The following is a 21,855-nucleotide window of genomic DNA, read 5'->3' on the forward strand; positions in this document are numbered from 1 at the left end:
GATAGATTAGAGAGGAGACATTGCATGGCAGATCAACGAAACGTCGGCTTTATCGGCCTTGGCATCATGGGCGCGCCGATGGCGGGCCACCTGCGCGCCGCCGGGCACACGCTGTTCGTGCACGATGTCAATCCGGCGCCGCAGGCGCTGGTCGATGCCGGCGTGACCGTGTGCACCAGCGCCGAGGAAGTCGCCAAGCGCGCGGACATCATCGTCATCATGGTGCCGGACACCCCGCACGTGGAGGCGGTGCTGTTCGCCGACAAGGGCGTGGCGGCGGCGCTCAAGACGGCCGGCAAGGAAGCCAGCTACAGCAAGATCGTGGTGGACATGAGCTCGATCTCGCCGATCGCCACCAAGGACTTCGCGGCGCGCATCAACAAGCTCGGCGCCTCCTACCTCGACGCGCCGGTCTCCGGCGGCGAGGTGGGCGCCAAGGCGGCCTCGCTGACCATCATGGTGGGCGGCCCGGCCGAGGCGTTCGATCAGGTCAAGCCGCTGTTCGAGCTGATGGGCAAGAACATCACGCTGGTCGGCGGCAACGGCGACGGCCAGACCACCAAGGTGGCCAACCAGATCATCGTGGCGCTGAACATCCAGGCGGTGTCCGAGGCGCTGCTGTTCGCGTCGAAGGCTGGCGCCGACCCGGCCAAGGTGCGTCAGGCGCTGATGGGCGGCTTCGCGGCGTCGCGCATTCTGGAAGTGCACGGCGAGCGGATGGTCAAGCGCACGTTCGACCCCGGCTTCCGCATCGAACTCCATCAGAAAGATCTGAATCTGGCGCTGCAAGGGGCCAAGACGCTGGGCGTGTCGCTGCCGAACACGGCCACCGCGCAGGAGCTGTTCAACGCATGCGCAGCCAACGGCTTCGGCAAGCTCGACCACTCGGCGCTGTGCCGGGCGATCGAGATCATGTCGAACCATGAGATCGCAAAAAGCGCGAAGTAATAGCGCGATGTAATAGCGCGATGTAAGCGTACCTAGCCTCACCCGCCCGGGCCCCGTGCCCGGGTCTTGCCTTGCCTTCCGGACCCCACATGCTTTCCACCGACGCCACCGCCGCCCTGCTGTCGCCCCAGCGACAGGGCAGCCTCCCTGACTTCCGCGATCCCCGCCACGCGCGCGCGCTGCTGAGCGACCTGTTCGACACGGCCGTGGCGTCCGTCAGCGCCGCCCACTGCCTGCCGCCGCACCTGCCGTCGCCGCCCAAGGGCCGCACCGTGGTGATTGGCGCGGGCAAGGCTGCCGCCGCGATGGCGCAGGCCGTGGAGGCGCACTGGCAAGGCGAGCTGTCGGGGCTGGTGGTCACGCGCTACGGCCATGGCGCCGACTGCCGGCGCATCGAGGTCGTGGAAGCCGCCCACCCGGTACCCGACGCCGCAGGCCAGCGCGCCGCCCAACGCATGGTGGAAGCCGTGCGGGGACTGACCGCCGATGACCTCGTGCTTTGCTTGATTTCCGGCGGCGGCTCCGCGCTGCTGGCGGCACCGGCCCCGGGCCTGACACTGGAAGACAAGCAGGCGGTCAACAAGGCGCTGCTGCGCAGCGGCGCGAACATCGGCGAGATGAACTGCGTGCGCAAGCATCTCTCCGCGCTCAAGGGCGGCCGGCTGGCGCTGGCCTGCGCGCCGGCACGCGTCGAGACCCTGCTGATTTCCGATATCCCCGGCGATGACCCGACCCTGATCGCCAGCGGCCCCACGCTGCCGGACGCCACCACCTGCGCCGACGCGCTCGCAGTCATCGCCAAATACCAGATCGAGGTGCCCGCCAACGTGCGCCGGCACCTGGAGAGCGGCGCCGGCGAAACCCCCAAGCCCGGCGACGCGCGCTTTGCCGGCCACCGCAGCGTCACGCTGGCCAGCGCCCAGCAGTCGCTCGAAGCCGCCGCGGCCCGCGCGCACGAGCTGGGCCTGACCGCGCACATCCTGTCCGATTGCATCGAGGGCGAAGCGCGCGATGTGGCCGAAGTGCACGCCGCCATCGCCCGGCAGGTCGCCACGCGCGGCCAGCCATTCCAGAAGCCGTGCGTGATCCTGTCCGGCGGCGAAACCACCGTCACCGTGCGCGGCGACGGGCGCGGCGGGCGCAATGCCGAATTCCTGCTGGCGCTGGCCGTGGCGCTCGACGGCCTGCCCGGCGTGCACGCCATCGCCGGGGATACGGACGGTATCGATGGCTCCGAAGACAACGCCGGCGCCCTGCTCGGCCCGGACACGCTGACGCGGGCCGGCGCCCGTGGCCAGTCCGCCCGCGCCCACCTCGACAACAACGACGGCTACGGGTTCTTCGCCGGCCTCGACGACCTCGTCGTGACCGGCCCCACCCGTACCAACGTCAACGATTTCCGCGCGATCCTGATCGTCTGATCCCGGATCGCGCCGCCCCACAAGACGCACAAGAGCCCCACGGAAACAGGAAGGAGACATCATGAGACGCCAGCGCAAAGCCAAGATCGTTGCTACGCTCGGACCCGCCAGCTCGGACATCGCGGTCATCCGCCAATTGTTCGATGCCGGCGCAGACGTGTTCCGGCTGAACTTCAGCCACGGCACGCACGAGGACCATCGCGCGCGCTACGACGCCGTGCGCCAGGTGGAGGCCGAGACCGGCCGCCCCATCGCCATCCTGGCCGACCTGCAGGGCCCGAAGCTGCGCATCGGCCCCTTCGCGGTGGGCAAGGTGGCGGTCAAGGCCGGCGACACCTTCGTGCTGGACAGCGACCCCACGCCCGGCGATGCCACGCGCGTCTACCTGCCGCACCCGGAGCTGTTCCGCGCGGCCAGTGCCGGGCAGTCCCTGCTGATCGATGACGGCAAGGTGCGCCTGAACATCGTGGCCGTGGCGAGCGGCAGCATCACCACGCGCGTGGCCAACAACGGCACGCTGTCTGACCGCAAGGGCGTAAACGTGCCGGACGCGGTGATCCCCATCCCCGCGCTGACCGAGAAGGACCGCCGCGACCTGGCCTTCGCGCTGGAGCTGGGCGCGGACTGGATCGCGCTGTCCTTCGTGCAGCGGCCCTCGGACATCGCCGAGGCGCGCGAGATCATCGGCACGCGCGCAGGCGTGCTGTCGAAGATCGAGAAGCCGGCGGCTTTGCAGCAGCTGGAAGAGATCGTGCGCGTGTCCGACGCGGTGATGGTGGCGCGCGGCGACCTCGGCGTGGAACTGCCGCCCGAGCGCGTGCCCGGCGTGCAGAAGCGCATCCTGCGCATCTGCCGCCAGTTGGGCAAACCCATCGTCATCGCCACGCAGATGCTGGAATCGATGATCGACTCGCCGGTGCCCACGCGCGCCGAGGCCTCCGACGTGGCCAGCGCCATCTACGACGGCGCCGATGCCGTGATGCTGTCCGCCGAATCGGCCAACGGCCGGCATCCGGTACCGGCGGTATCGATGATGGACCGCATCATCACCGAGGTGGAGCAGGACCCGCTGTACCGCAATATGATCGATGCGCAGCACGAGGCGCCGCTCTCCACGCGCCAGGATGCGATCTGCGCGGCGCTGCGCGAGGTCACGCAGATCATCGGCGCGGTGGCCACGGTGACGTACACGTCGTCCGGCGCCACAGCGCTGCGTGCCGCGCGCGAGCGGCCGTGCGCGCCCATCGTCAGCATCACGCCGAATCTTGAGATTGCGCGGCGGCTGGCCATGGCCTGGGGGATCCATTCGACGGTCAGCCCGGATGTGCAGAGCGTGGACGAGATGGTGGAAGCCGCCTCCCGCGCGGCCCTGGTGGAAGGCTACGCGGCGCCGGGCGACCAGATCACCATTGCGGCCGGCATGCCGTTCGGCCAGGGCGGCACGACCAACCTGCTGCGCGTGGCCGAAGTCGGCACCAAAGTGGCGGGCAGCCTGGACGCGGACCTCGGCATCGGCGGCGCGCTGCGCCAGCCGGCGGCGGTCTGAGGGCCCGCTGAGGGCCACTAAGGGATGTACCTGACGGTGGATGGCTGACATCTACCGTCGGGCGCCATTGCTATACTGCTCCGACATATGGCGGCCCCACGTGGCCGCCGATCTACAAGCTATGACGGAGCCCTCATGCGTCTCGACGACGAAGCCGAAAGCCAGAATGTGGAAGACCGCCGTGGCGGCGGATTTGGCGGCGGCGGCTTCCCCATCGGCGGCAAATCGATCGGTATCGGCACCATCGTTATCGCGCTGGCCGCCTCGTATTTCTTTGGGGTCGATCCGTCGGTGATTTTCCAGGGCGCCTCGGTCATCCAGGGCCAGCCGCAGCAGGCGCCGCAGTCCCAGGCGCACCGCCCGCCGGCCACCGACCAGCTCACCGTGTTCACGCGCAAGGTGCTCGGCAATACCGAGCGGACATGGGAGCACATCTTCGAAACCGACCTGAACCGCCGCTACGCGCCGCCCACGCTGGTGCTGTTCTCGGGCGCCACGCCCACGGCGTGCGGCACCGGTCAGTCGGCGATGGGGCCGTTCTACTGCCCGGGTGACCAGAAGGTCTATATCGACCTGGCCTTCTATGACGAGCTGCGCAAGCGCTTCGGCGCCAGCGGCGACTTCGCCCAGGCGTACGTGATTGCCCACGAGATTGGCCACCATGTGCAGAACCTGCTCGGGGTGTCCGCCAAGGTGGACGCCGCGCGCCGCCGCATGGGCGAGGCGCAGGCGAACCAGCTATCCGTGCGTCTGGAGCTACAGGCCGACTGCCTGGCCGGCGTCTGGGCCGCGACGGCGCAAAAGGCCAATCAGGCACTGCTGGAACCGGGCGATGTGGAGGAAGGACTGAAAGCCGCCGCCGCGATTGGTGACGACCGGCTGCAACGGCAAGCGCAGGGCTACGTGGTGCCGGAGGCGTTCACCCACGGCACGAGCGAACAACGTGTGCGCTGGCTCAGGCAGGGGCTGACCACGGGGGATATCCGCAAATGCGATACGTTTGCGGCGAAGAAGCTGTAAGCGGGGGAGCGGGAACGGCGGGAACAGCGGAAGGAAAAATCACCTGCCGGGCGGAGAGAGAGAAGGAGGAGGTCGGCCGGGCAGGTGGGAGAGAAAACTGTCGCGGCCACCTAAGTGGCCGCGTTGTCCGTCAGGACGAGCTAGGTTCAGACGCGATAGTTGTAGCCGTACAAGTCGCCATTGCGCGAGTTGTCGACCGGCGTCGCGGAGATCTCTCCACTGAACGTGCGGCTGCCTTCGCTGAAGCTGTCGAACTTGCCTTGCCGGGTGCCTTCGCCGAACGGGTTGAACGGGCCTTGGCGGGCGCCATCCGTATAGGTGTCGAACGGGCCGGTTTTTGCACCGTCCGTGTAGACATCGAACCTGCCGGTGCGCAAGGCATCGGCATAGACGTCGAACTTACCAGCCTTGCTGGTGGCGGCCGGCGCGGCCATGGCCGCGGCTGACGCTGCGAATGCGGCGAACACAAGGGCGCCGCCAAGGATACGTTTGGCGTTCATCTGGGACTCCTTCAACTGATTCACTGCTTTTTTATGTAGACAGCTGAACTGCTGCCCGGATGAACAATCTGCGTTGCCATCTGAGCACGGAGTGAAGGTTAGTGGGTCGGCCGCCAACGAGAAATACCGCTGCGACGAATGGTGCGTTGCACGCCGTGAAACGCTGGACCTGCCGATGAACGGTGGCCGCGGGGGCGCGACTGGCGGGGTGCCAGCCGCGTTGACCGGTCAATCCAGGCGGATGACCGGGGGAATCAGCGCGAGATCAGAGCGTGAACTGGCCGCTGGCTTCGGGCTGGAAGGCCACTTCCAGCACGGTCACGCGTTGCTGGCGGCCGTCCGGCAGGCGGTAGTCCACGGTCTGGCCGGCGCGGGCGCCGAGCAGCGCCTGCCCCACCGGGGAGAGCACCGAGAGGCGGCCGCCGGCCAGGTCGGCATCGTCCGGATAGACCAGCGTCCAGTCGCGCGGCGCCGGCTCCCCTTCCAGTGCGCAGACCACGCGCGAGTTCATCGTCACCACGTCCTTGGGGATCGCGTCCGGCGGCACGATGGCCGCGCGGGTGAGCAGCGCGTCCAGCATTTCGTCGAGTTCGGCGGTGGCGGCGCGGCTGGCGATACCTTCCAGGCGCGTCACGTCCAGTTCGGTCAGGTACAGGGTGGGGGCGTTGCTGGAAACGCCGTTGGACTTGGCCATGGCAAAGGTCTCTCTCGCAAGGCGGCAGCCGAGCGCAGATTCAGGCGCGCGGCGGCCAGGGTGTCAGGAATTCAATGGCCGGCGCAATGGGGCGACGCCGGCAGGATGGAAACTGCGGTGACTCGGGCCCGGTTCGGCGCCGGGCCCGCTTGGTGGGGATCGGTCAGGCCGGGAACCGGGCGGGATCAAGCGGGGCGTTGATCCGGCGGTCGATGCTGCGCATGGCGATGCGCGTCACCCGCACGCACGCGCCCGCCGGCCGCTGGAAGCGGACCATGGCGAATGCGGTGAACGGCAGATGACGGGACATCGTGAGAATGATCTGAGATGCAGGGAAAACGAACGGCCATGCTAGCACAGCCGTCCGATGGCGCGGGCTGAGGGTGTACCCTATGCGCCGCATTGATACGCTCTTATACAATCGAGCGCATTACATCAATGCCGTGGATGACATTCGCAGGCCGCCCCTTCGGCTGCCTGCTGGAGGTTCTGGAGAATGCCGCACTCGCTGGCCGGATGCGGGTTCGGGTTCTCGCAGGTATGCCGCAGCGCACGCAACTGCCCTTCCAGCGCTTCCAGCGCCACGCGTTGGGCGTGAATCTGGTCGATCTGGCGGTCGAGCAGCGTGTCGATATCGCCACACGCCAGCGACGGATTGCGCTGGAAATCCCGCAGCCGGCGCACATCGGACAGGCTCATCCCCAGCGAACGGCAATGGCGCACGAAGTTGAGCTGCACGAGATGCGGGTCGCCGTACCGGCGATAGCCGTTGTCTTCCCGCTGCGGGGCATCGAGCAACCCCTCGCGCTCGTAATAGCGGATGGTCTCGACGTCGCAACCGCTGTGGCGGGACAGTTCGCCGATACGCATGGTCTGGTTCTCCGGGTTCGGAAATCCCTGTAGCAATTACAGGGTTACGGAGGGAGTGTAGGCGATTTGCCGTCAGCTTGCTGCGGGGCAACGGCCGCCAGCCCCCTGCGGTAGAATCGACGCCAATGTCGTCCCCCTCGTCACACCGCTCCGTGCAACCGCTTCGGCTCCTGCTGATGATCGTGCTGCTTGCCTTCCTGCCGTTGCAGGCCTGGGCAGGCGTCAGCACGCCGGTGGCCCAGGTGGAGACGTCGATGCAGGCGGTGATGATTGCCGCCGACCCGGTGCTGGCCGATCAGGCCGACTTCGCCGCGCCGGCGGAGCCAGGCCTGCCGATGCCGGCCGATAGCGCCGAGCCCTCGCCGCCGGGCGCCGACTTCGCCGAACAGCTGTTGCCCGCGCCGATGCCGCGTGTGGCCGCCCCCTCTGTGCGCGGCGCCTTGCCGCGCTATGCCGGCATCACGCTGCCGGACCCCCACCTTCCCCGCTTGCCGCGCCCGCCGCGCGGCTGATCCCCATTGCGCGCGTGGCCGCCACTGGCCGGCCGTGCGCGTTCCGTTTGTCGTGCGGCGCCCAGTCAGCGCCGTGCGCGCCTGCGGCTCGTCCGCGTCTTTATCCTTGCCCCACACACCATGAAACGTATTTTCCTGTTCCTGGCGACCAACATCGCCGTCATGCTCGTCCTCAGCGTCGCGGCCAGCCTGCTGGGCGTGAACCGCTACCTGACATCCAACGGCCTCAACCTCGGCATGCTGCTGGCGTTCGCCGCGCTGATGGGCTTCGGCGGCTCGTTCATCTCGCTGCTGATGTCCAAGACCATCGCCAAGTGGTCGGTCGGTGCCCAGGTCATCACCCATCCGAGCACCAGCACCGAGCTGTGGCTGATGCAGACCGTCGAGAAACTCGCCACCCGGGCCGGCCTGCCGATGCCCGAAGTGGCGATCTATGACGGCGAGCCGAATGCCTTCGCCACGGGCGCGTCGAAGAAAAGCTCGCTGGTGGCGGTGTCCACCGGCCTGCTCCAGTCGATGTCCCACGACGAAGTGGAAGCCGTGCTGGCGCACGAGGTGGCCCACATCGCCAATGGCGACATGGTCACCCTGACGCTGATCCAGGGCGTGGTGAACACCTTCGTGATCTTCATGGCACGCGTGGTCGGCTACTTCGTGGATTCGTGGCTGCGCCGCAACGACGAGGAGTCGAGCGGCCCCGGCATCGGCTACATGATCACCGTGGTGATCTGCGAGCTGCTCTTCGGCATCCTGGCCAGCGTGATCGTGGCGTGGTTCTCGCGCCAGCGCGAGTTCCGTGCGGACGCAGGCGCGGCCGGCCTGATGGGCACGCCCACGCCGATGGTCTCGGCGCTGCGCCGCCTGGGCGGCCTCGATGCCGATGGCCTGCCGCAGAACATGCAGGCGATGGGGATCTCGGGCGGCCGCAAGTGGCTGGCGATGTTCTCGAGCCATCCGCCGATCGAGCAGCGCATCGCGGCGCTGCAATCCAGCCGTTAATGGGATAAGGGCGCGGGTCGGCGGTCGCTAGGCCGCCGCGCCCCGTTCCGCCCGGAAGGCCGCCCGGTAGCGTTCGGGCGTGGTCTGGACATGCCGCAGGAAGGCCTGCCGCATGACGTCCGCGTTGGCGAAGCCGGTGGCGTGGGCGATGCTCTCCAGCCGGCGGTCGCTGGCCTCCAGCATCCGCCGCACCGCCTCCACCCGCAGCCGCTCCACGTAGCGCGCCGGAGTCTCCCCCACCTGCTTGGCGAACACGCGCGCGAAGTTGCGCGGGCTCATCGCCACCCGCTCGGCCAGTACGGCTACCGAGAGGTCGCGGTCGAGGTGATCCGCCATCCATCCCTGCAAGGCCCGCAACTCCACGCTCTCGGCCGCCTGCGCGCGCAGCGAGGTGGAGAACTGCGCCTGGTTGCCCGGTCGACGCAGGAACAGGACGAGTTCGCGCGCCACTTCGAGCGACACCGCGTACCCGAGGTCTTCCTCCACCAGCGCCAGCGACAGGTCCATGCCCGCCGTCACGCCGGCCGAGGTGTAGTAGCGGCCCGCGCGAATCCAGATCGGGTCCGCATCGACGGTCAGCCGGGGGTAGCGCGTGGCCAGGCGGTCCGCGTGGCGCCAGTGCGTGGTCACGCGCGCTTCGTCCAGCAGCCCGGTGCGGGCGAGCACGAAGGCGCCGGTGCAGACCGCGCCGAGCCGCCGCACCCGGGGCGCCTGCTCGCGGATCCAGCCGATCAACCGCGCGTCGTCAGACGCCGCCGCGTGGCCGGAGCCGCCCGAGATCAGCAGGGTGTCGATGGGCTGGCCGATGGCGTCGGCGATCTGGTGGTACGGCGCGTCGGCCAGCATCCGCACGCCGCTTTCGGTGCGCACGATGGCGTCGTCGCTGACGCTGACCACGCGCACGTCGTAGAACGGCTCGGCCTGCCCGCACAGCTTGTTGGCCGCGCCGAACACGGCGGTCGGCCCGGTGACGTCAAGCTCCTGCGCCGGGTCCGGCGCCACGATCACCACCACGCGGGGCGATGCGGCGATGAGATGGAGGTCGGTGGGCATGGGAATCGAGCGATTGGAACGGATGAGGTGGCCCCGATCATACGCCGGCCGATCATGCGGGTGCCGCCATCGCCCCCACCCGCCGCGCATGCCGCTGCCAGCGCAGCGTGATGACCAGCGCAAGCGCCAGCGCCGGCAGTACGGCCAGGTTCACGGCCTGCCAGCCCCAGTGATAGAGCACCTGCCCCGCCGCCAGCGTGGCCAGCGCGGTCAGCACGGCGGCGGAAAACTCGGCCGTCGCCTGGGTGCGCGCGCGCTCGGCGGTGCGGTAGCTGCCCGCCAGCAGTGTGGTGCCGCCCACGAACATGAAATTCCAGCCGATGCCGAGGCACAGCAGCGCGAGGTAGAAGGCCGGCAGCGCGGTCGAGCACAGTGCCACCACCGCCGCGAGCGCCGACAGCGCAATGCCGCTGGCCAGCATCGCCGGATTGCCGAAGCGTTGCAGCAGCCAGCCCGAGAAGAACGACGGCGCGTACATGCCGACCAGGTGCCATTCGATGATCTGCGCGCCCTGCGTGATCGTGTGCTGGCACGCCACGGCGGCAATCGGCGTGGCCGTCATCACGAACATCATCACCGCGTTGCCGATGCCGTTGTTGGCRAAYGCGGCKASGAASAYCGGCTGGCGCACGATCTCGCCSAGCGGGCGCGCGGGCAGGCCATCGCTGGCGGCGCTGCCGGCGGCCAGCGAGGCCGGCTCGCGGTAGGCGAAGGCCAGCACCAGCATGGTCAGCACGCCGAACACGGCGACCACCGCGTACGAGCCCGCGAACGGCAGCGGCTGCATCATGTCCGCGCTCCACGCGGCGATGGCCGGCCCGCAGACGGCGGCGACCACGCCACCGGTGAGCACGGCCGAGATGGCGCGCGGCTTGTCCGGCGCGGGCGCGGCATCGGCGGCGGCGAGCCGGTAGAAGCGCGCAAACGCCTGGAACACGCCGACCAGCGCCGTGCCGACGCAGAACAACACGAAGTGATGGGTATAGATCGCCCAGACCGAGACCACGCCGCCCAACGCGCAGGCCAGCCCCCCGAGCGAGAACGCCAGCCGGCGGCCAAAGCGCTCGATCAGGAATGCGGCGGCGATGGCGGTCAGCGCCGAGGCCACGGTAATCAGCGCGAACGGCAAGGTGGCCAGCGCCTTGTCCGGCGCGAGCGTGTAGCCGACCAGCCCGGTCAGCGTCAGGTCAACGGACAGCGCGGCGGTGTAAAGCGCCTGGCACAGCGCCAGCACGCGCGCCTGCCGCATGGCGGAGGTAGCCATCGGATTCTCCGGATAAGAGTGGGATGGCTACCAGCGTACGGGCGACGCGGGGCGGCTGACGGACAATGATCCGTCGATTTCTGCCAGGAAGCGGTGGGGCTCCGGCAGGCGCCTGCCCTCTCCCCCGGCCCCTCTCCCAGAGGGAGAGGGGAGCAAACCGAAGGGTCGTCTCCCTCGCCGGTTGGCAAACCGAGTGGGGTCTCCCCTCGCCCGCTTGCGGGAGAGGGGCCGGGGGAGAGGGACAGCCCCTCAATACGCGCCGTCAGTTGAACACGTCCTGCCGGTACCGCCCCTGCGCCACCAGCCCGGCGAACCAGTCGGACGCCTGCGTGGCGTCCATCCCGCCTACCTGCGTGCCGATGTCGATCAGCGTCTGGCGTACCGCCGGCGCCATGCGTCGGCCGTCGCCGCAGACGTAGACCGTGGCGCCGGCTTCGATCTGCGCCCAGACGGCGTCGCGCCGTTGCCAGAGCAGATCCTGCACATAGCGCGGCGCCTCCGGTACCACCGAATAGGCGACATGGACCTCGGCCACGCCCTGCCCGGCCCAGGCGGCGATCTCGTCGCCGTAGAGCCAGTCGTGCGAAGGATGGCGGCAGCCGAAGTAGAGTTGCACCGGCGCCACGGCCTGCCCCGCCGCGCGCTGCGCCGCCCGTTCCTCGATAAAGCCCCGGAACGGCGCGATGCCGGTGCCCGGGCCGATCAGCAGCATCGGCACGCGCGGGTCGGCCTCGGGCGCGAACGGCGGGTTCGGCGTGCGGATGGACGCCGCGACGCGCGCACCCGGCGCCAGCCCCTGCAACCACGTCGAGGCCACGCCCCGGAACTGCCCGCGCCCGGACAGCGCCGGCGCCCAGACCGTGCCGACCAGCAGCGTCGCCACGTCCGGCGACACCAGCGGCGACGAGGCAATCGAATAGAAACGCGGCCGCATCGGCACCACGCAACCGAGCAGGCCCTCCAGCGACAGCGTGATCGCCGGGTGCGCCACCAGCACGTCGAGCAGACCCAGCCGCCGCGCCGCCACCTGCGCCGCGTAGCCGCGCTCGGCATCGTCCGAGGCCAGCATTGCCAGCGCCTGCTGCGTGAACGGGCAGCGCGTGGCGCGCATCAGCCCGCGCAGCGTCTGCCGGGAAACCACGTCCTGCAATTCAACAAAGTGTGTCAGCAACTGCCGCAGCGGGAGCGGCTGGCCAATCGGCAGGCCCCGCCCGGTGCCTTGCGGCGCGGAGAGCGTGACCATGGCGTTCGCGTCGAGGTCGAGCCGTTCGCACAGCGCCTCCACCAGCGCGGCGTCGTTTTGCGGCCAGACGGCGAGGTGATCGCCGGTCTGGTAGGTCACGCCGGGCGGTAGTTGCAGGCGGATGTCGCGCGTGGAGGTGCGCGGCGCCTCAAGAGAGAAATCCCACAGGCCGCTCGGATCGTTCACAAGTTCGGTATTCGACAAGACCGTGCAGCCCTGCGTCCCGGCCGGCAGCGTCTCGGCGCGGATCGCCGCCAGACTGCGGACCTCCGCGACGATGCCGCCCGTGCCCGCCCCGCCCGGGTCCACGCCATCGGCCTGCAAGGCCTGCCAGAGCTGGCCCAGCCAGCGTTCGGCGGACTGGTCGAAGTCGCCGTTGCCATCGGCTTCGCCACGCGCCAGCAGCGGCACGGCGCCCGCCGACGTGAAGAAGTCGAACACGCGGCGCGGGAACGCCTGATACGTCGCCCATTGGGAATTGCCACAGCCGAGCAGCGCCAGCCGGAGGCCGTCGGCGCGATAGCCGGCCGCCGCGTGCGCGTCCAGCATCGCCTCGAAGCGGCGGCCCGAGTCCGGCGCGCGGCCGTTGTAGGTAGCGGCGACGATCACCACGATGCCCGACGTCGGCAGCGCGCCGACGACGTCGTCGAGATCCTGCAGCTTCGCCGCAAAGCCCGCGCCCACCGCCCCGGCGTGGATCTGCTCGGCCAGCTCGCGCGCGGTGCCCAGGCTCGACGCGCACAGCACGGTCAGCGCCTGCCCGTGGCCGCGTACCTCGGCCTGCGCGGCGGGCGTGGCCTCCGCCGCCACGGGCTGGGCCGCGATGCGCTCGTGCGGGCGGCGCCGCCGCGCGCGCAGCACGAGGTTGTCGGGCTTGATCGTCAGCGTTTCCTTGAGCTTGAACTGGTAGTCGTACGGGTCGTGGAAGGCGAAGTGGCGCAGCATCAGCGCCAGCGCCAGCTTGGCCTCGGTCAGCGCGAACTGCCGGCCGATGCACGCGCGCTCGCCCTGCCCGAACGGCATGTAGGCGTGCGCCGGCAGCCGCGCCTCGTGCTCGGGCAGGAAACGGTCGATATCGAACCGCTCCGGGTGGGCCCACACCTGTGGGTCCCGCTGCAGCGCGGTCAGCACCACCGAAATGCGCCGATCCTTGCGCAGGTGGTAGCGCCCGCCGATCACCACATCGTCGAACGGCGCCACGGCGAACGCCGGCGCGGTCGGCCAGAGCCGCAGCGTCTCCTTGAGCACGCGGTCCAGCACGGGCATCCGGGCGAGGTCGGCGTAGACCGGCGCGGCATCGCCGGGCAGCACGGCGTCCACCTCCGCATAGGCCTGCGCCAGCACGCCGGGGTTGCGCAGCAGTTCGTAGAGCGCGAAGGTCAGCAGGCCGCTGGTGGTCTCGTGCCCGGCRATCAGGAAGGTGATGACCTGATTGCGGATGTTCGCGTCGTCCAGGCGTTGGTCGGTCTCGGGGTCGCGCGCCTCCAGCATCAGGTTCAGCAGGTCCATGCCGGCGGTGGGCGCGGCACGGCGCTGGCGGATCACATCGTCCACCAGGTTGCGCATATAGGCGATGTCCGCGGCGCACTGGCGGTGGGCGCGGCCCATGAAGCGGTCCTGGATCGGCAGCCGCGTGAGCTTGTTCATCGCCTCCTGCAGCGCGCCGACCATCGCCACGATGAACGGGTCTAGCCGTTCGCTGGAAAACGAGTCGAAGTCGTAGCCGAAACCGGACAGCGCGATGGTGTCCAGCGTGAGCCGGGTCATGTCGTCGGCCACGGCGATATCGGCGTCCGGGCCCTGACGGTCCCATTTGTCCACGAGGCGATTGGCCACGCGCAGCATCACGTCGAAATAGCCCTTCATCGCGCGCTGGCTGAACGCCGGCATCAGGATGCGGTGGGCGCAGCCCCAGTTCGGCTCGTCGCTGTGCGCGGTGAACAGGCCGTCGCCGGCCATGTCGCGCAGGTAGGAAAGCGGCGGGCCGATGATCTTGCGGAAGCGCGTGGCGTCGCACAGCTCGCTGGCCAGCGCCACGGACGACACGAACGGCACGCGCCGCCCCGCGAAGTCCAGCTCGAAGATGCCGTCATGGTGCCGGCTGCGCGCCAGCAGATGCTGCCCGACCTCGCCCGGCGTGATCTGGAACAGATTGCCGACGATGGGCCAGCCCGGGTCGCGCGGAATGGGCTGGAGGGCAACGGCGGGCTGGACGATGGACATGGGGGCGGCTGTGGGGGCTGATCGTGGCTGCCGTAGACAATCGCCGAGTTTCGGGGGCGAAGTCAACGCGCGGACACCGAGCATGCCCTCCAATTCCCGCCGCCGCGAGGCATCCGCCGTGCGTTTGAAATAAACGTTCGAATAAAGTGACCGATCGGTGACTGGCGTTGACTGGGTGACTAACGACTAATCGACCACCCGCCCGCGCAGCGCCTTGATCTGGCCGCGCTGGGTCTTGGCCTCGATGCGCCGCTTGCGCGATGCCAGCGTGGGCCGCGTGGCGCGCCGGGTGCGCGGCGGCGTGGCCACGCTCTCCACCAGCTCGTGCAGGCGCCGAACCGCTTCCTCGCGGTTCATCTCCAGGCTGCGGTGCTGCTGCGCCTTGATGACGATCACGCCGTCGCGGGTGATGCGGTGGTCGTGCAGGGCCAGCAGCCGCTCCTTGTGATCGGCCGCCAGCGACGCCGTGCGTACGTCGTAGCGCAGGTGCACCGCGTTGGACACCTTGTTGATGTTCTGCCCGCCCGCGCCCTGGGCGCGGATCGCGGTGATCTCGTATTCGTGATGAGGGATGAGGAAGTCGCCGGCCATGGCCGCCATCATAGCAACGCATGCGCCGGCGATGTGTGGCGGAACGTGTCCGCCACAGTCGGGCAATGCCGCTACGGCGCCGGGGCGATGTTCTGGTTCGTGCAGAACAGGTTGTGCGGATCGTATTGACGCTTGATGCGCGCCAGCCGGTCGTAGTTCGGCCCATAGGCGGCGCCCACGCGCGCGGTTTCCTCCTCGGTCAGGAAATTCACGTAGACGCTGCCCGTGGCGTACGGCTCGGTCGCGCGGAAGAAGTCGCGCGCCCAGGCGATGCAGGCGTTGTCCTCGTCATTGCGCTCCCAGCGCGCGTGCACGTTCATCACGTAGCGGGCGTCGCGGTGCGCGTAGGCGGTGGCATCGGGCGCCACGCGGTTGGCCACCCCGCCCACCTGGCCGATGAAGATGTCGGCCAGCGGCGACGGCAGGCGCAGCGCGAAGTCCGTCATCGCGTCGATGGCGGCGTCGTCCAGGCGCGAGAAATTGTGCGATTTCCAATAGTTGCGCGCGCCCGGGCCGAGCAGCGGATCGAACGCCTGCTGCCACGCTGCGTACGGCGCCGGCCCCACGTGCTCGCCCACGGTCTGGCCGAACTGGCGCAGCGGGGCGATGGCCGCGTCGGCCTTGTCGGGATCGCCGTTGTAGAACACGGCCAGGATCATCACGTCGCTGCCATGCGCGGAGGAAGGCAGGAACGGCAGCGGCGGCGCCTTGCGCAGCACGACCCACACGTTCAGGTCGTCCGGCATCGTGTTTTCCGCGAAGGTGCGGTACTGGCGCAGCACCGACTTGCCCTCGGCGGCCGGGAAGACGAGCAGCCCGGTGGTGACCATCGGCCCGACATCGTGCAGCTTGAACTGGAACAGCGTGACCACGCCGAAGTTGCCGCCGCCACCGCGCAAGGCCCAGAACAGGTCGGGCTCCTCGGTGGCGCTGGCCCAGCGGCGCTGGCCATCGGCGGTGACGACCTCGCAGCCGAGCAGGTTATCCACAGTCATGCCGTACTGGCGCGTCAGCCAGCCGAACCCGCCGCCGAGCGTCAGCCCGGCCACGCCGGTGGTGGAGTTGATGCCGAGCGGCGTGGCCAGCCCGAGCGCCTGCGCCTCGTGGTCGAAATCGGCCAGCAAGGCGCCGCCGCTGACCCAGGCCACTTTTTCCTTGGGATCGATCTGGACGCTGCGGTGCGCGGAGAGGTCGATGACCAGCCCGTCGGCGCAGATCGCACTGCCTGCGATATTGTGTCCGCCGCCGCGCACGGCCAGCACCAGGCCCCGGTCCCGCGCGAAGTTGACGGCCTGGATCACGTCGGCGGTGCCCGTGCACTGCACGATCACGGCCGGCCGCTTGTCCACGGTGGCGTTCCAGACGGTGCGGGCCGTGTCGTAGCCGGGGTCGGCGGGCAGCAGGACCTTGCCGCGCACGGACTGGCGCAGCATGTCGAGATGGGCAGGGGTCAGGGTTGGCATGGCGGTTTCCTCCACGGTGTGCGCGATGCGGGCGACGGAACCTCTTCTCCTTGCAAGGCGCGCGCCACAATCGCGGAGGGGGCATCCACGCTGGCCTGCCGGCTACCGCCGGGCCGCGCCGCGTGCGCCGGGGGCCGGAAATCGACCGATCGGTTACAGCGGTGAGGCGGCGCCGGAGACGCCTCGCGCGCGGCGGCGTACCTTGCGGCACGCGCGCCCGTTGCCTAGCATCGTTCCCATGACTGCTCCGCTCAGAGACCGCGTCGCGCTGGTGGCCGGTGCCACCCGTGGCGCTGGACGCGGCATCGCCGTGCAACTGGGGGCGGCCGGGGCCACGGTCTACGTGACCGGGCGTTCCACGCGCGCACAGCGCTCCGAGATGGATCGCCCGGAGACCATCGAGGAAACTGCCGAATTGGTGTCGGCGGCAGGCGGCCGGGGCATCGCCGTGCGGGTGGATCACACGGTGCCATCCCAGGTCAGCGCGCTGGTGAACCGCATCCGCGCCGACCACGGCGCGCTGCACATCCTCGTCAACGACATTTGGGGCGCCACGGTCATGGAGTGGAATAAGACCGTGTGGGAATCGTCGCTCGACATTGGCCTGCGCACGCTCGAACTGGGCGTGCATACCCATGTGATTACCAGCCATTTTGCGATCCCGCTACTGATCGAATCGCCGGGTGGGCTGGTGGTGGAAGTGACCGACGGCACCGCGGCCTACAACGCCACCAACTACCGCGTGTCGTTCTTCTACGATCTGGCAAAGGCCAGCGTGCTGCGCATGGCCTTCGCCCTCGCGCATGAACTGGGGCCGTACGGCGCCACCGCCGTGGCACTGACGCCGGGCTGGCTGCGCGCCGAGGCCATGCTGGACGCCTACGGCGTCACCGAGGCCAACTGGCGCGACGCCACCGCACGGCAACCCCATTTCGCAATCTCCGAAACCCCCGCCTACGTAGGCCGCGCCGTGGCAGCCCTCGCCGCCGACCCCGAGCTGGCCCGCTGGAACGGCCAGACGCTATCCAGCGGCCAACTGGCGCAGGTCTACGGCTTCACCGACCTCGACGGCAGCCAGCCCGACGCCTGGCGCTACATGACCGAAGTGGTCGATGCGGGCAAGCCGGCGGATATCACGGGGTATCGGTGAGACGGGCGCAAGCGTCCGCTGCTCGGAAGTCGACCTGGCTTCGGACCACAAACTGTTGGAAATTCGCGTGTGCGGGATTGACTAGCGTGGACTGACTGCAAGCCAGTCTATTGGTGCGCCCGGCTGGGATCGAACCAGCAACCCCTGCCTTCGGAGGGCAGTACTCTATCCATTGAGCTACGGGCGCGATGTGAGCTGCGATTGACGTCGGACGAGGGCCGGCGTCGGAAAGTCGCATAGGATACCTCGTTTGTCGGGCGGCGTCCATGCGGGTTGCGCCGGGAAGGGTTCCGGCAGGTCTCGCAGCCGCCGCTTTTGGCCCCGGACGCCACGGCTTGGGTCTATAATCGCCAGCTATTTGCGTCGAAACGAGACGTACCCGGGACACGAGACATGGCCCGGACGCAGATAGCCGAAAGGCGAAAACAGACCCATCCCCGACAAGGGCCAACAAAGCAAGCCGCCCCCAACGCGCTGCACTAGGTTTCCCTGCAAAATCGAGAGTTCTGTATGAGTGACGTCCACCAAGAAAACGACCACCACGAGTCTCCCATCAAGACCCCGAAACAACTGATCGCTGTCGTGATCGCCGCCTTCGTGGTGCCGATTCTCGTGATCGTCCTGTTGGTTAGTTTTGTTGGTCACGGCACCCACGAGGGCGCCGGCTCCACCCAGACGGCCGAAGCCGTCAACCATCGCATCCAACCCGTCGCTTCCCTGGAAATCAAGGACCCGAACGCGCCGCGCGTCTTCAAGACCGGCGAGCAGGTCTACAAGGAAGTCTGCGCCGCCTGCCACGCCACCGGTGCGGCCGGAGCGCCCAAGCACGGCACACCCGGCGACTGGACCGCGCGGATCGGCCAGGGCTTTGACGGCCTGCTGAAGTCCGTGATGAACGGCAAGGGCGCGATGCCCCCCCGCGCCGGCACCTCGCCGGACGACTACACCGACTACGAACTGGCCCGTGCCGTGGTGCACCTGGCCGACGCCGGCGGCGCCAAGTTCCCGGAACCGCCCGCGCCTGCCCAGGCGGCACCGGCCCAGGCTGCGGCTTCGGCGCCTGACGCACAGGCCGCGGCCCCGGCGGTTCCTGCCGCGCCAGCTGCCCCGGCGGCTGCTGCACCGGCACCCGCTGCCGCCGCACCCGTTGCTGCGGCGGCTGCCGCCCCGGCCGCTGCATCGGCCGAAACCGGCAAGAAGGTCTATGACCAGGTTTGCGCCGCCTGCCACGCCGCCGGTGTGGCTGGTGCGCCGAAGTTCGGCGACAAGGCCGCCTGGGCACCGCGCATCAAGGAAGGCATGGACGCCGTCCACAACTTCGCGCTCAAGGGCAAGGGCGTGATGCCGCCCAAGGGTGGCTATGCCGGCGCCGACGCCGACGTGATCGCCGCCGCCGACTACATGGTCAACGCTGCGAAGTAACGCCAAGCGCACCTTTCAGTCCACGCAAAAAAGCCCGCGACGATCCTCGCGGGCTTTTTTGTTTCGATGGGGTCGATGGGGTCGATGGGGCCGGCGCCCCACTAGATATATATATAGGCAGCGGGTCAGACCACGCGTGAATAGCGCACCAGCGGCACCTCGCGCGCGCCGTCCTGGCGCAGGTAGCGGTCGAACACCATCGCCACGCGGCGCACCAGCAGCCGGCCCAGCGGGGTGATGTCGATCCGCGACGCGTCGCGCCGCAACAGGCCCTCTGCCGCCAGCGCGTCCAGCCCGGCGAATTCCGGCGCGAAGGTTCGGGCGAAGTCGATGCCGTGCGCCGCCTCCACCGCCGCAATGTCCAAAGTGCCGTGGCACATCAGCGCGCCGATGATCGCCTTGCGCAGATGGTCATCGGCGGACATGCCGAAGCCGCGCGCCACCGGCAGCCGGCCGGCGTCCAGCGCGTCGTAGTACTCGTCCGTGGTGCGCGCGTTCTGCGCGTAGTGGCCGGCCACCGCGCCAATCGCCGAGACGCCGAAGCCCAGTTGATCGTGCCCCGCGTGGGTGGCGTAGCCCTGGAAGTTGCGTTGCAGCCGCCCGGCCTGCTGGGCGATGGCGAGGTCGTCGTCCGGCAGCGCGAAATGATCCATGCCGATATAGACATAGCCGGCGGCGGTCAGGCGCTCGATCGTGGACACCAGGATGTCGAGCTTCTCGCCGGCGGGCGGCAGCGCCGCCTCGTCGATGCGCCGCTGCGGCTTGAACACATGCGGCAGGTGCGCGTAGCTGTAGACCGAGAGCCGGTCCGGCCGCAGCGTCAGCACGCGGTCGATGGTCGCTGCGAAGCGTTCGGTGGTCTGGTGCGGCAGCCCGTAGATGAGGTCCATGCTGACCGAGCGGAAGCCGAGCCGGCGCGCCGCCAGCACCACATCGCGCGTTTCCTCATAGGACTGCACGCGATGGATTGCCTCCTGCACCTCCGGGTCGAAGTCCTGCACGCCGAGGCTGATCCGGTTGAAGCCGAGTTCCGCCAGCAGCGCCATGCGCGCATCGGTCACGCGGCGCGGATCGATCTCGATGGCGTGCTCGCCCTCGGGCAGCAGGTGGAAGTGTTGCGTCAGCGCCGCCATTACGCGACGCATTTCGTCGGGGTCGAGGAAGGTCGGCGTGCCGCCGCCCCAGTGCGATTGCATGACCGCGCGGCGCTCGCCGAGCCGGCCGGCAACCATTGCCATTTCCCGGGCGAGATAGTCAACGTAGCGCGCGCTGCGGGCGTGGTCCTTGGTGATGATCTTGTTGCAGCCGCAGTAGTAGCAGATGTTCTCGCAGAACGGGATGTGCAGGTAGAGCGAGAGCGGCGCGGGGGAGTCGGCGCGGCAGGCGTCGAGCGCGGCGAGGTAGCGGGCGTCGTCCACTTCGGCGTCGAAGCGGTCGGCGGTGGGGTAGGAGGTGTAGCGGGGGCCGTTGCCGTCGATGCGGCCGGCCAGGCTGCGGAAGTCGGCCAGTGCGCGGCGGTCGAACGCCGTGGCGGCAGGCATGCTGGGGAGGGTGGGGGCGGACATGGTGCGCTCTTTTTGCGGGCGAAGATGGTCACGATGCTATGCCCCTGCGCCGTCGCTCACCTTGACGCGCATCAAGCGCACGCCGCGCTTGCGCCCGCAGCCCCGCCACCGTGGGGCGTTGGCGTCATCCGAGCGTCACGAACGGCCGATAGGCTCTGCCCGCCGTCCCCTCCTCCACCCGATTCCAACGCCCGCCGACCATGCGCCCAGCCTCGCCCAGAACGATGTCGCCCGCCGCGCCGGCGCGCCGCCGCATGCTCCGGTCGTTCGGCACGCTGGCCGCGATGCTCGCGGCACCGGCTGCGTTCGCCCAGCCGCAACCGCAGCCCTCCTCGCAGCGCCGGGCGCTGGTGGTCGGCCATCTGCTCGACCGCGTGGGGCCGCAGGCGGATCTGGCGCGCGACTACCTGGCCGGCGCCAAGGTGCTGTTCGATGCGGCGAACGCCTCGGGTCAGGGGCCGCGCATCGTACACGTGGTGCGGGATGCCGATGCCAGCCCGCGCATCGCCACCTCGCAGGCCATCGGCATGGCCGAGTCGGACCATATCGACGTGCTGTTCGGCCCCGGCGACACCCTGCTGCCCGCGCTGGCCACGTCGTCCGAACTGAGCCGGCGCGGCGTGCAGATCGTCGCCCCGCTCTCCGGGCTTTCGCTTGCCGCCGACAACATCTGGTTCACGCGCGCCGACTATCAGGCCGAGCTGGACGCCGCCGTGCGGCAGCTGCGCAGCTACGGCCTCAAGAACATCGTCCTGGCCGTGTCGCCCGACTTCGCCGCCGGCACGCTCGCGGCGGGCTCGCCGTGGCTCGATCGGATGGAGCGCGACCTCGGTACGCGCGCCGTGACGCTGACCGGCAGTGTCGATGACGGCGCGCGCCGCATCGCCGCGACGCGGCCCGGCGCGGTCATCGTGGCCGGCGACACGCTTGCCTACGGCGGCCTTGGCCGCGCGCTGGCCTCGCAGGGTTGGTACGGTTTTCTGGTGGGATTGTCGGCCGTGAGCCCGGCCTCGGCGCGCGAGATTCTCGGCGGCAACTACGCGGGGGGCGTGGTGGTCACGCAGGTGGCGCCCGGCCCGCAGGAATCCACGCTGCGCGTGGTCAAGGAACACGTGGCGCGGATGAAGCAGTACCTCGACGAACCGCCCTCCCCGGCCACGCTGGCCGGCTACATCGGCGCCGCCTGGCTGGTGCGCGCTGCCGGCGCGGCCAAGGCGCCGGGTGCGCTGGAATTGCGCCGCGCGCTGCAGTCGCGCATCGACGTGGGCGATTTCACGCTCGACTTCACGCGCGGGCTGCGCGGCTCTCAGTACGTGCAACTGGCGCCGATCGGCAAGTCGGGCGTGCCGCAGCGCGCCTGACCCGCGCGCC

Annotated in this window: 19 protein-coding genes and 1 tRNA gene; 9 read left to right on the forward strand and 11 right to left on the reverse strand. The window is 69.4% G+C overall.

The genetic code is table 11. The features are described from left to right. Window positions 1–24: 24 nt before the first annotated feature. The 4 genes from glxR (at window position 25) to ypfJ (ending at window position 4,935) form a co-directional block, all read left to right on the forward strand. On the forward strand, window positions 25–948 hold the full coding sequence (gene glxR, locus AC1DEL_RS20055; protein ID WP_092300223.1) for a 2-hydroxy-3-oxopropionate reductase: 924 nt from the start codon (window positions 25–27) through the stop codon (window positions 946–948). A gap of 89 nt (window positions 949–1,037) precedes the next feature. Then, window positions 1,038–2,369, forward strand: coding sequence for a glycerate kinase type-2 family protein (locus tag AC1DEL_RS20060; protein WP_477126163.1), 1,332 nt, complete (start codon window positions 1,038–1,040; stop codon window positions 2,367–2,369). Between the two features lie 61 nt (window positions 2,370–2,430). Then, window positions 2,431–3,915 carry a pyruvate kinase gene (pyk, locus tag AC1DEL_RS20065; protein WP_477126164.1) on the forward strand — a complete coding sequence of 495 codons (1,485 nt, stop codon included), beginning with the start codon at window positions 2,431–2,433 and terminating at the stop codon, window positions 3,913–3,915. A 135-nt stretch (window positions 3,916–4,050) separates the two neighbouring features. Further along, the gene (gene ypfJ / locus AC1DEL_RS20070) at window positions 4,051–4,935 is read left to right on the forward strand and encodes a KPN_02809 family neutral zinc metallopeptidase (protein ID WP_092300232.1); all 885 of its coding nucleotides are present in this window, start codon (window positions 4,051–4,053) and stop codon (window positions 4,933–4,935) included. A 146-nt stretch (window positions 4,936–5,081) separates the two neighbouring features. Here ypfJ and AC1DEL_RS20075 read toward each other — a convergent pair whose 3' ends face one another. The 4 genes from AC1DEL_RS20075 to AC1DEL_RS20090 all read right to left on the reverse strand — a co-directional run bounded on the left by AC1DEL_RS20075 (window position 5,082) and on the right by AC1DEL_RS20090 (window position 6,999). Next, window positions 5,082–5,435 carry a hypothetical protein gene (locus AC1DEL_RS20075; RefSeq protein WP_092300235.1) on the reverse strand — a complete coding sequence of 118 codons (354 nt, stop codon included), beginning with the start codon at window positions 5,433–5,435 and terminating at the stop codon, window positions 5,082–5,084. A gap of 265 nt (window positions 5,436–5,700) precedes the next feature. Beyond that, on the reverse strand, window positions 5,701–6,129 hold the full coding sequence (gene rnk, locus AC1DEL_RS20080; protein ID WP_092300238.1) for a nucleoside diphosphate kinase regulator: 429 nt from the start codon (window positions 6,127–6,129) through the stop codon (window positions 5,701–5,703). A gap of 163 nt (window positions 6,130–6,292) precedes the next feature. Beyond that, window positions 6,293–6,439 carry a hypothetical protein gene (locus AC1DEL_RS20085; protein WP_177220001.1) on the reverse strand — a complete coding sequence of 49 codons (147 nt, stop codon included), beginning with the start codon at window positions 6,437–6,439 and terminating at the stop codon, window positions 6,293–6,295. Window positions 6,440–6,564: 125 nt separating this feature from the next. Beyond that, window positions 6,565–6,999 (reverse strand): Cd(II)/Pb(II)-responsive transcriptional regulator, encoded by a 435-nt coding sequence (locus AC1DEL_RS20090; protein WP_092300241.1) that lies wholly within the window; start codon window positions 6,997–6,999, stop codon window positions 6,565–6,567. Window positions 7,000–7,175: 176 nt separating this feature from the next. On the opposite strand from AC1DEL_RS20090, the gene AC1DEL_RS20095 reads away from it, so the two are divergent. Together AC1DEL_RS20095 and htpX are read left to right on the forward strand one after the other, a co-directional pair. Next, window positions 7,176–7,511: a hypothetical protein gene (locus AC1DEL_RS20095; RefSeq protein WP_092300244.1), complete on the forward strand. Its 336-nt coding sequence runs from the start codon at window positions 7,176–7,178 to the stop codon at window positions 7,509–7,511. Between the two features lie 120 nt (window positions 7,512–7,631). Continuing rightward, window positions 7,632–8,510 (forward strand): protease HtpX, encoded by an 879-nt coding sequence (gene htpX, locus AC1DEL_RS20100; protein WP_477126165.1) that lies wholly within the window; start codon window positions 7,632–7,634, stop codon window positions 8,508–8,510. Window positions 8,511–8,537: 27 nt separating this feature from the next. On the opposite strand, the gene AC1DEL_RS20105 is transcribed toward htpX, so the two are convergent. The 5 genes from AC1DEL_RS20105 to AC1DEL_RS20125 form a co-directional block, all read right to left on the reverse strand. Then, the gene (locus AC1DEL_RS20105) at window positions 8,538–9,563 is read right to left on the reverse strand and encodes a GlxA family transcriptional regulator (protein ID WP_477110524.1); all 1,026 of its coding nucleotides are present in this window, start codon (window positions 9,561–9,563) and stop codon (window positions 8,538–8,540) included. Window positions 9,564–9,615: 52 nt separating this feature from the next. Further along, entirely contained in the window at window positions 9,616–10,827 is a 1,212-nt protein-coding gene (locus tag AC1DEL_RS20110; protein WP_477159163.1) for an MFS transporter, read from the reverse strand. Window positions 10,828–11,089: 262 nt separating this feature from the next. Then, entirely contained in the window at window positions 11,090–14,293 is a 3,204-nt protein-coding gene (locus tag AC1DEL_RS20115) for a bifunctional cytochrome P450/NADPH--P450 reductase (protein WP_477126166.1), read from the reverse strand. 186 nt (window positions 14,294–14,479) lie between these two features. Next, window positions 14,480–14,884 (reverse strand): alternative ribosome rescue aminoacyl-tRNA hydrolase ArfB, encoded by a 405-nt coding sequence (arfB, locus tag AC1DEL_RS20120; RefSeq protein ID WP_092300419.1) that lies wholly within the window; start codon window positions 14,882–14,884, stop codon window positions 14,480–14,482. A gap of 71 nt (window positions 14,885–14,955) precedes the next feature. Then, window positions 14,956–16,347 carry an FAD-binding oxidoreductase gene (locus tag AC1DEL_RS20125; protein ID WP_477126167.1) on the reverse strand — a complete coding sequence of 464 codons (1,392 nt, stop codon included), beginning with the start codon at window positions 16,345–16,347 and terminating at the stop codon, window positions 14,956–14,958. Between the two features lie 238 nt (window positions 16,348–16,585). Here AC1DEL_RS20125 and AC1DEL_RS20130 point away from each other — a divergent pair, with 238 nt between their 5' ends. Beyond that, complete coding sequence (locus AC1DEL_RS20130) at window positions 16,586–17,497, forward strand: SDR family oxidoreductase (protein WP_477126168.1); 912 nt, start codon at window positions 16,586–16,588, stop codon at window positions 17,495–17,497. A 111-nt stretch (window positions 17,498–17,608) separates the two neighbouring features. On the opposite strand, the gene AC1DEL_RS20135 is transcribed toward AC1DEL_RS20130, so the two are convergent. Further along, window positions 17,609–17,684: transfer RNA gene (locus AC1DEL_RS20135), tRNA-Arg, on the reverse strand. A 323-nt stretch (window positions 17,685–18,007) separates the two neighbouring features. Here AC1DEL_RS20135 and AC1DEL_RS20140 point away from each other — a divergent pair. After that, window positions 18,008–18,919, forward strand: coding sequence for a c-type cytochrome (locus AC1DEL_RS20140; RefSeq protein ID WP_441593522.1), 912 nt, complete (start codon window positions 18,008–18,010; stop codon window positions 18,917–18,919). A gap of 125 nt (window positions 18,920–19,044) precedes the next feature. Here the strand turns inward: AC1DEL_RS20140 and hemN are convergent, their stop codons facing one another. Continuing rightward, window positions 19,045–20,484, reverse strand: coding sequence for an oxygen-independent coproporphyrinogen III oxidase (hemN, locus tag AC1DEL_RS20145; protein ID WP_441593521.1), 1,440 nt, complete (start codon window positions 20,482–20,484; stop codon window positions 19,045–19,047). Between the two features lie 200 nt (window positions 20,485–20,684). On the opposite strand from hemN, the gene AC1DEL_RS20150 reads away from it, so the two are divergent. Further along, on the forward strand, window positions 20,685–21,845 hold the full coding sequence (locus AC1DEL_RS20150) for an ABC transporter substrate-binding protein (protein WP_477108231.1): 1,161 nt from the start codon (window positions 20,685–20,687) through the stop codon (window positions 21,843–21,845). Window positions 21,846–21,855: the final 10 nt, after the last annotated feature.

This window comes from Cupriavidus sp. 10L43_2 (assembly GCF_056395265.1).

Coding starts and splice junctions, on each gene's coding strand:
- AC1DEL_RS20140 (WP_441593522.1), top strand. CDS start 18,008: ATGAGTGACGTCCACCAAGAAAACGACCACCACGAGTCTCCCATCAAG.
- AC1DEL_RS20075 (WP_092300235.1), bottom strand. CDS start 5,435: ATGAACGCCAAACGTATCCTTGGCGGCGCCCTTGTGTTCGCCGCATTC.
- htpX (WP_477126165.1), top strand. CDS start 7,632: ATGAAACGTATTTTCCTGTTCCTGGCGACCAACATCGCCGTCATGCTC.
- AC1DEL_RS20105 (WP_477110524.1), bottom strand. CDS start 9,563: ATGCCCACCGACCTCCATCTCATCGCCGCATCGCCCCGCGTGGTGGTG.
- AC1DEL_RS20060 (WP_477126163.1), top strand. CDS start 1,038: ATGCTTTCCACCGACGCCACCGCCGCCCTGCTGTCGCCCCAGCGACAG.
- AC1DEL_RS20130 (WP_477126168.1), top strand. CDS start 16,586: ATGACTGCTCCGCTCAGAGACCGCGTCGCGCTGGTGGCCGGTGCCACC.
- AC1DEL_RS20085 (WP_177220001.1), bottom strand. CDS start 6,439: ATGTCCCGTCATCTGCCGTTCACCGCATTCGCCATGGTCCGCTTCCAG.
- AC1DEL_RS20090 (WP_092300241.1), bottom strand. CDS start 6,999: ATGCGTATCGGCGAACTGTCCCGCCACAGCGGTTGCGACGTCGAGACC.
- glxR (WP_092300223.1), top strand. CDS start 25: ATGGCAGATCAACGAAACGTCGGCTTTATCGGCCTTGGCATCATGGGC.
- pyk (WP_477126164.1), top strand. CDS start 2,431: ATGAGACGCCAGCGCAAAGCCAAGATCGTTGCTACGCTCGGACCCGCC.
- ypfJ (WP_092300232.1), top strand. CDS start 4,051: ATGCGTCTCGACGACGAAGCCGAAAGCCAGAATGTGGAAGACCGCCGT.
- AC1DEL_RS20095 (WP_092300244.1), top strand. CDS start 7,176: ATGATCGTGCTGCTTGCCTTCCTGCCGTTGCAGGCCTGGGCAGGCGTC.
- hemN (WP_441593521.1), bottom strand. CDS start 20,484: ATGTCCGCCCCCACCCTCCCCAGCATGCCTGCCGCCACGGCGTTCGAC.
- rnk (WP_092300238.1), bottom strand. CDS start 6,129: ATGGCCAAGTCCAACGGCGTTTCCAGCAACGCCCCCACCCTGTACCTG.
- AC1DEL_RS20150 (WP_477108231.1), top strand. CDS start 20,685: ATGCGCCCAGCCTCGCCCAGAACGATGTCGCCCGCCGCGCCGGCGCGC.
- arfB (WP_092300419.1), bottom strand. CDS start 14,884: ATGGCCGGCGACTTCCTCATCCCTCATCACGAATACGAGATCACCGCG.
- AC1DEL_RS20125 (WP_477126167.1), bottom strand. CDS start 16,347: ATGCCAACCCTGACCCCTGCCCATCTCGACATGCTGCGCCAGTCCGTG.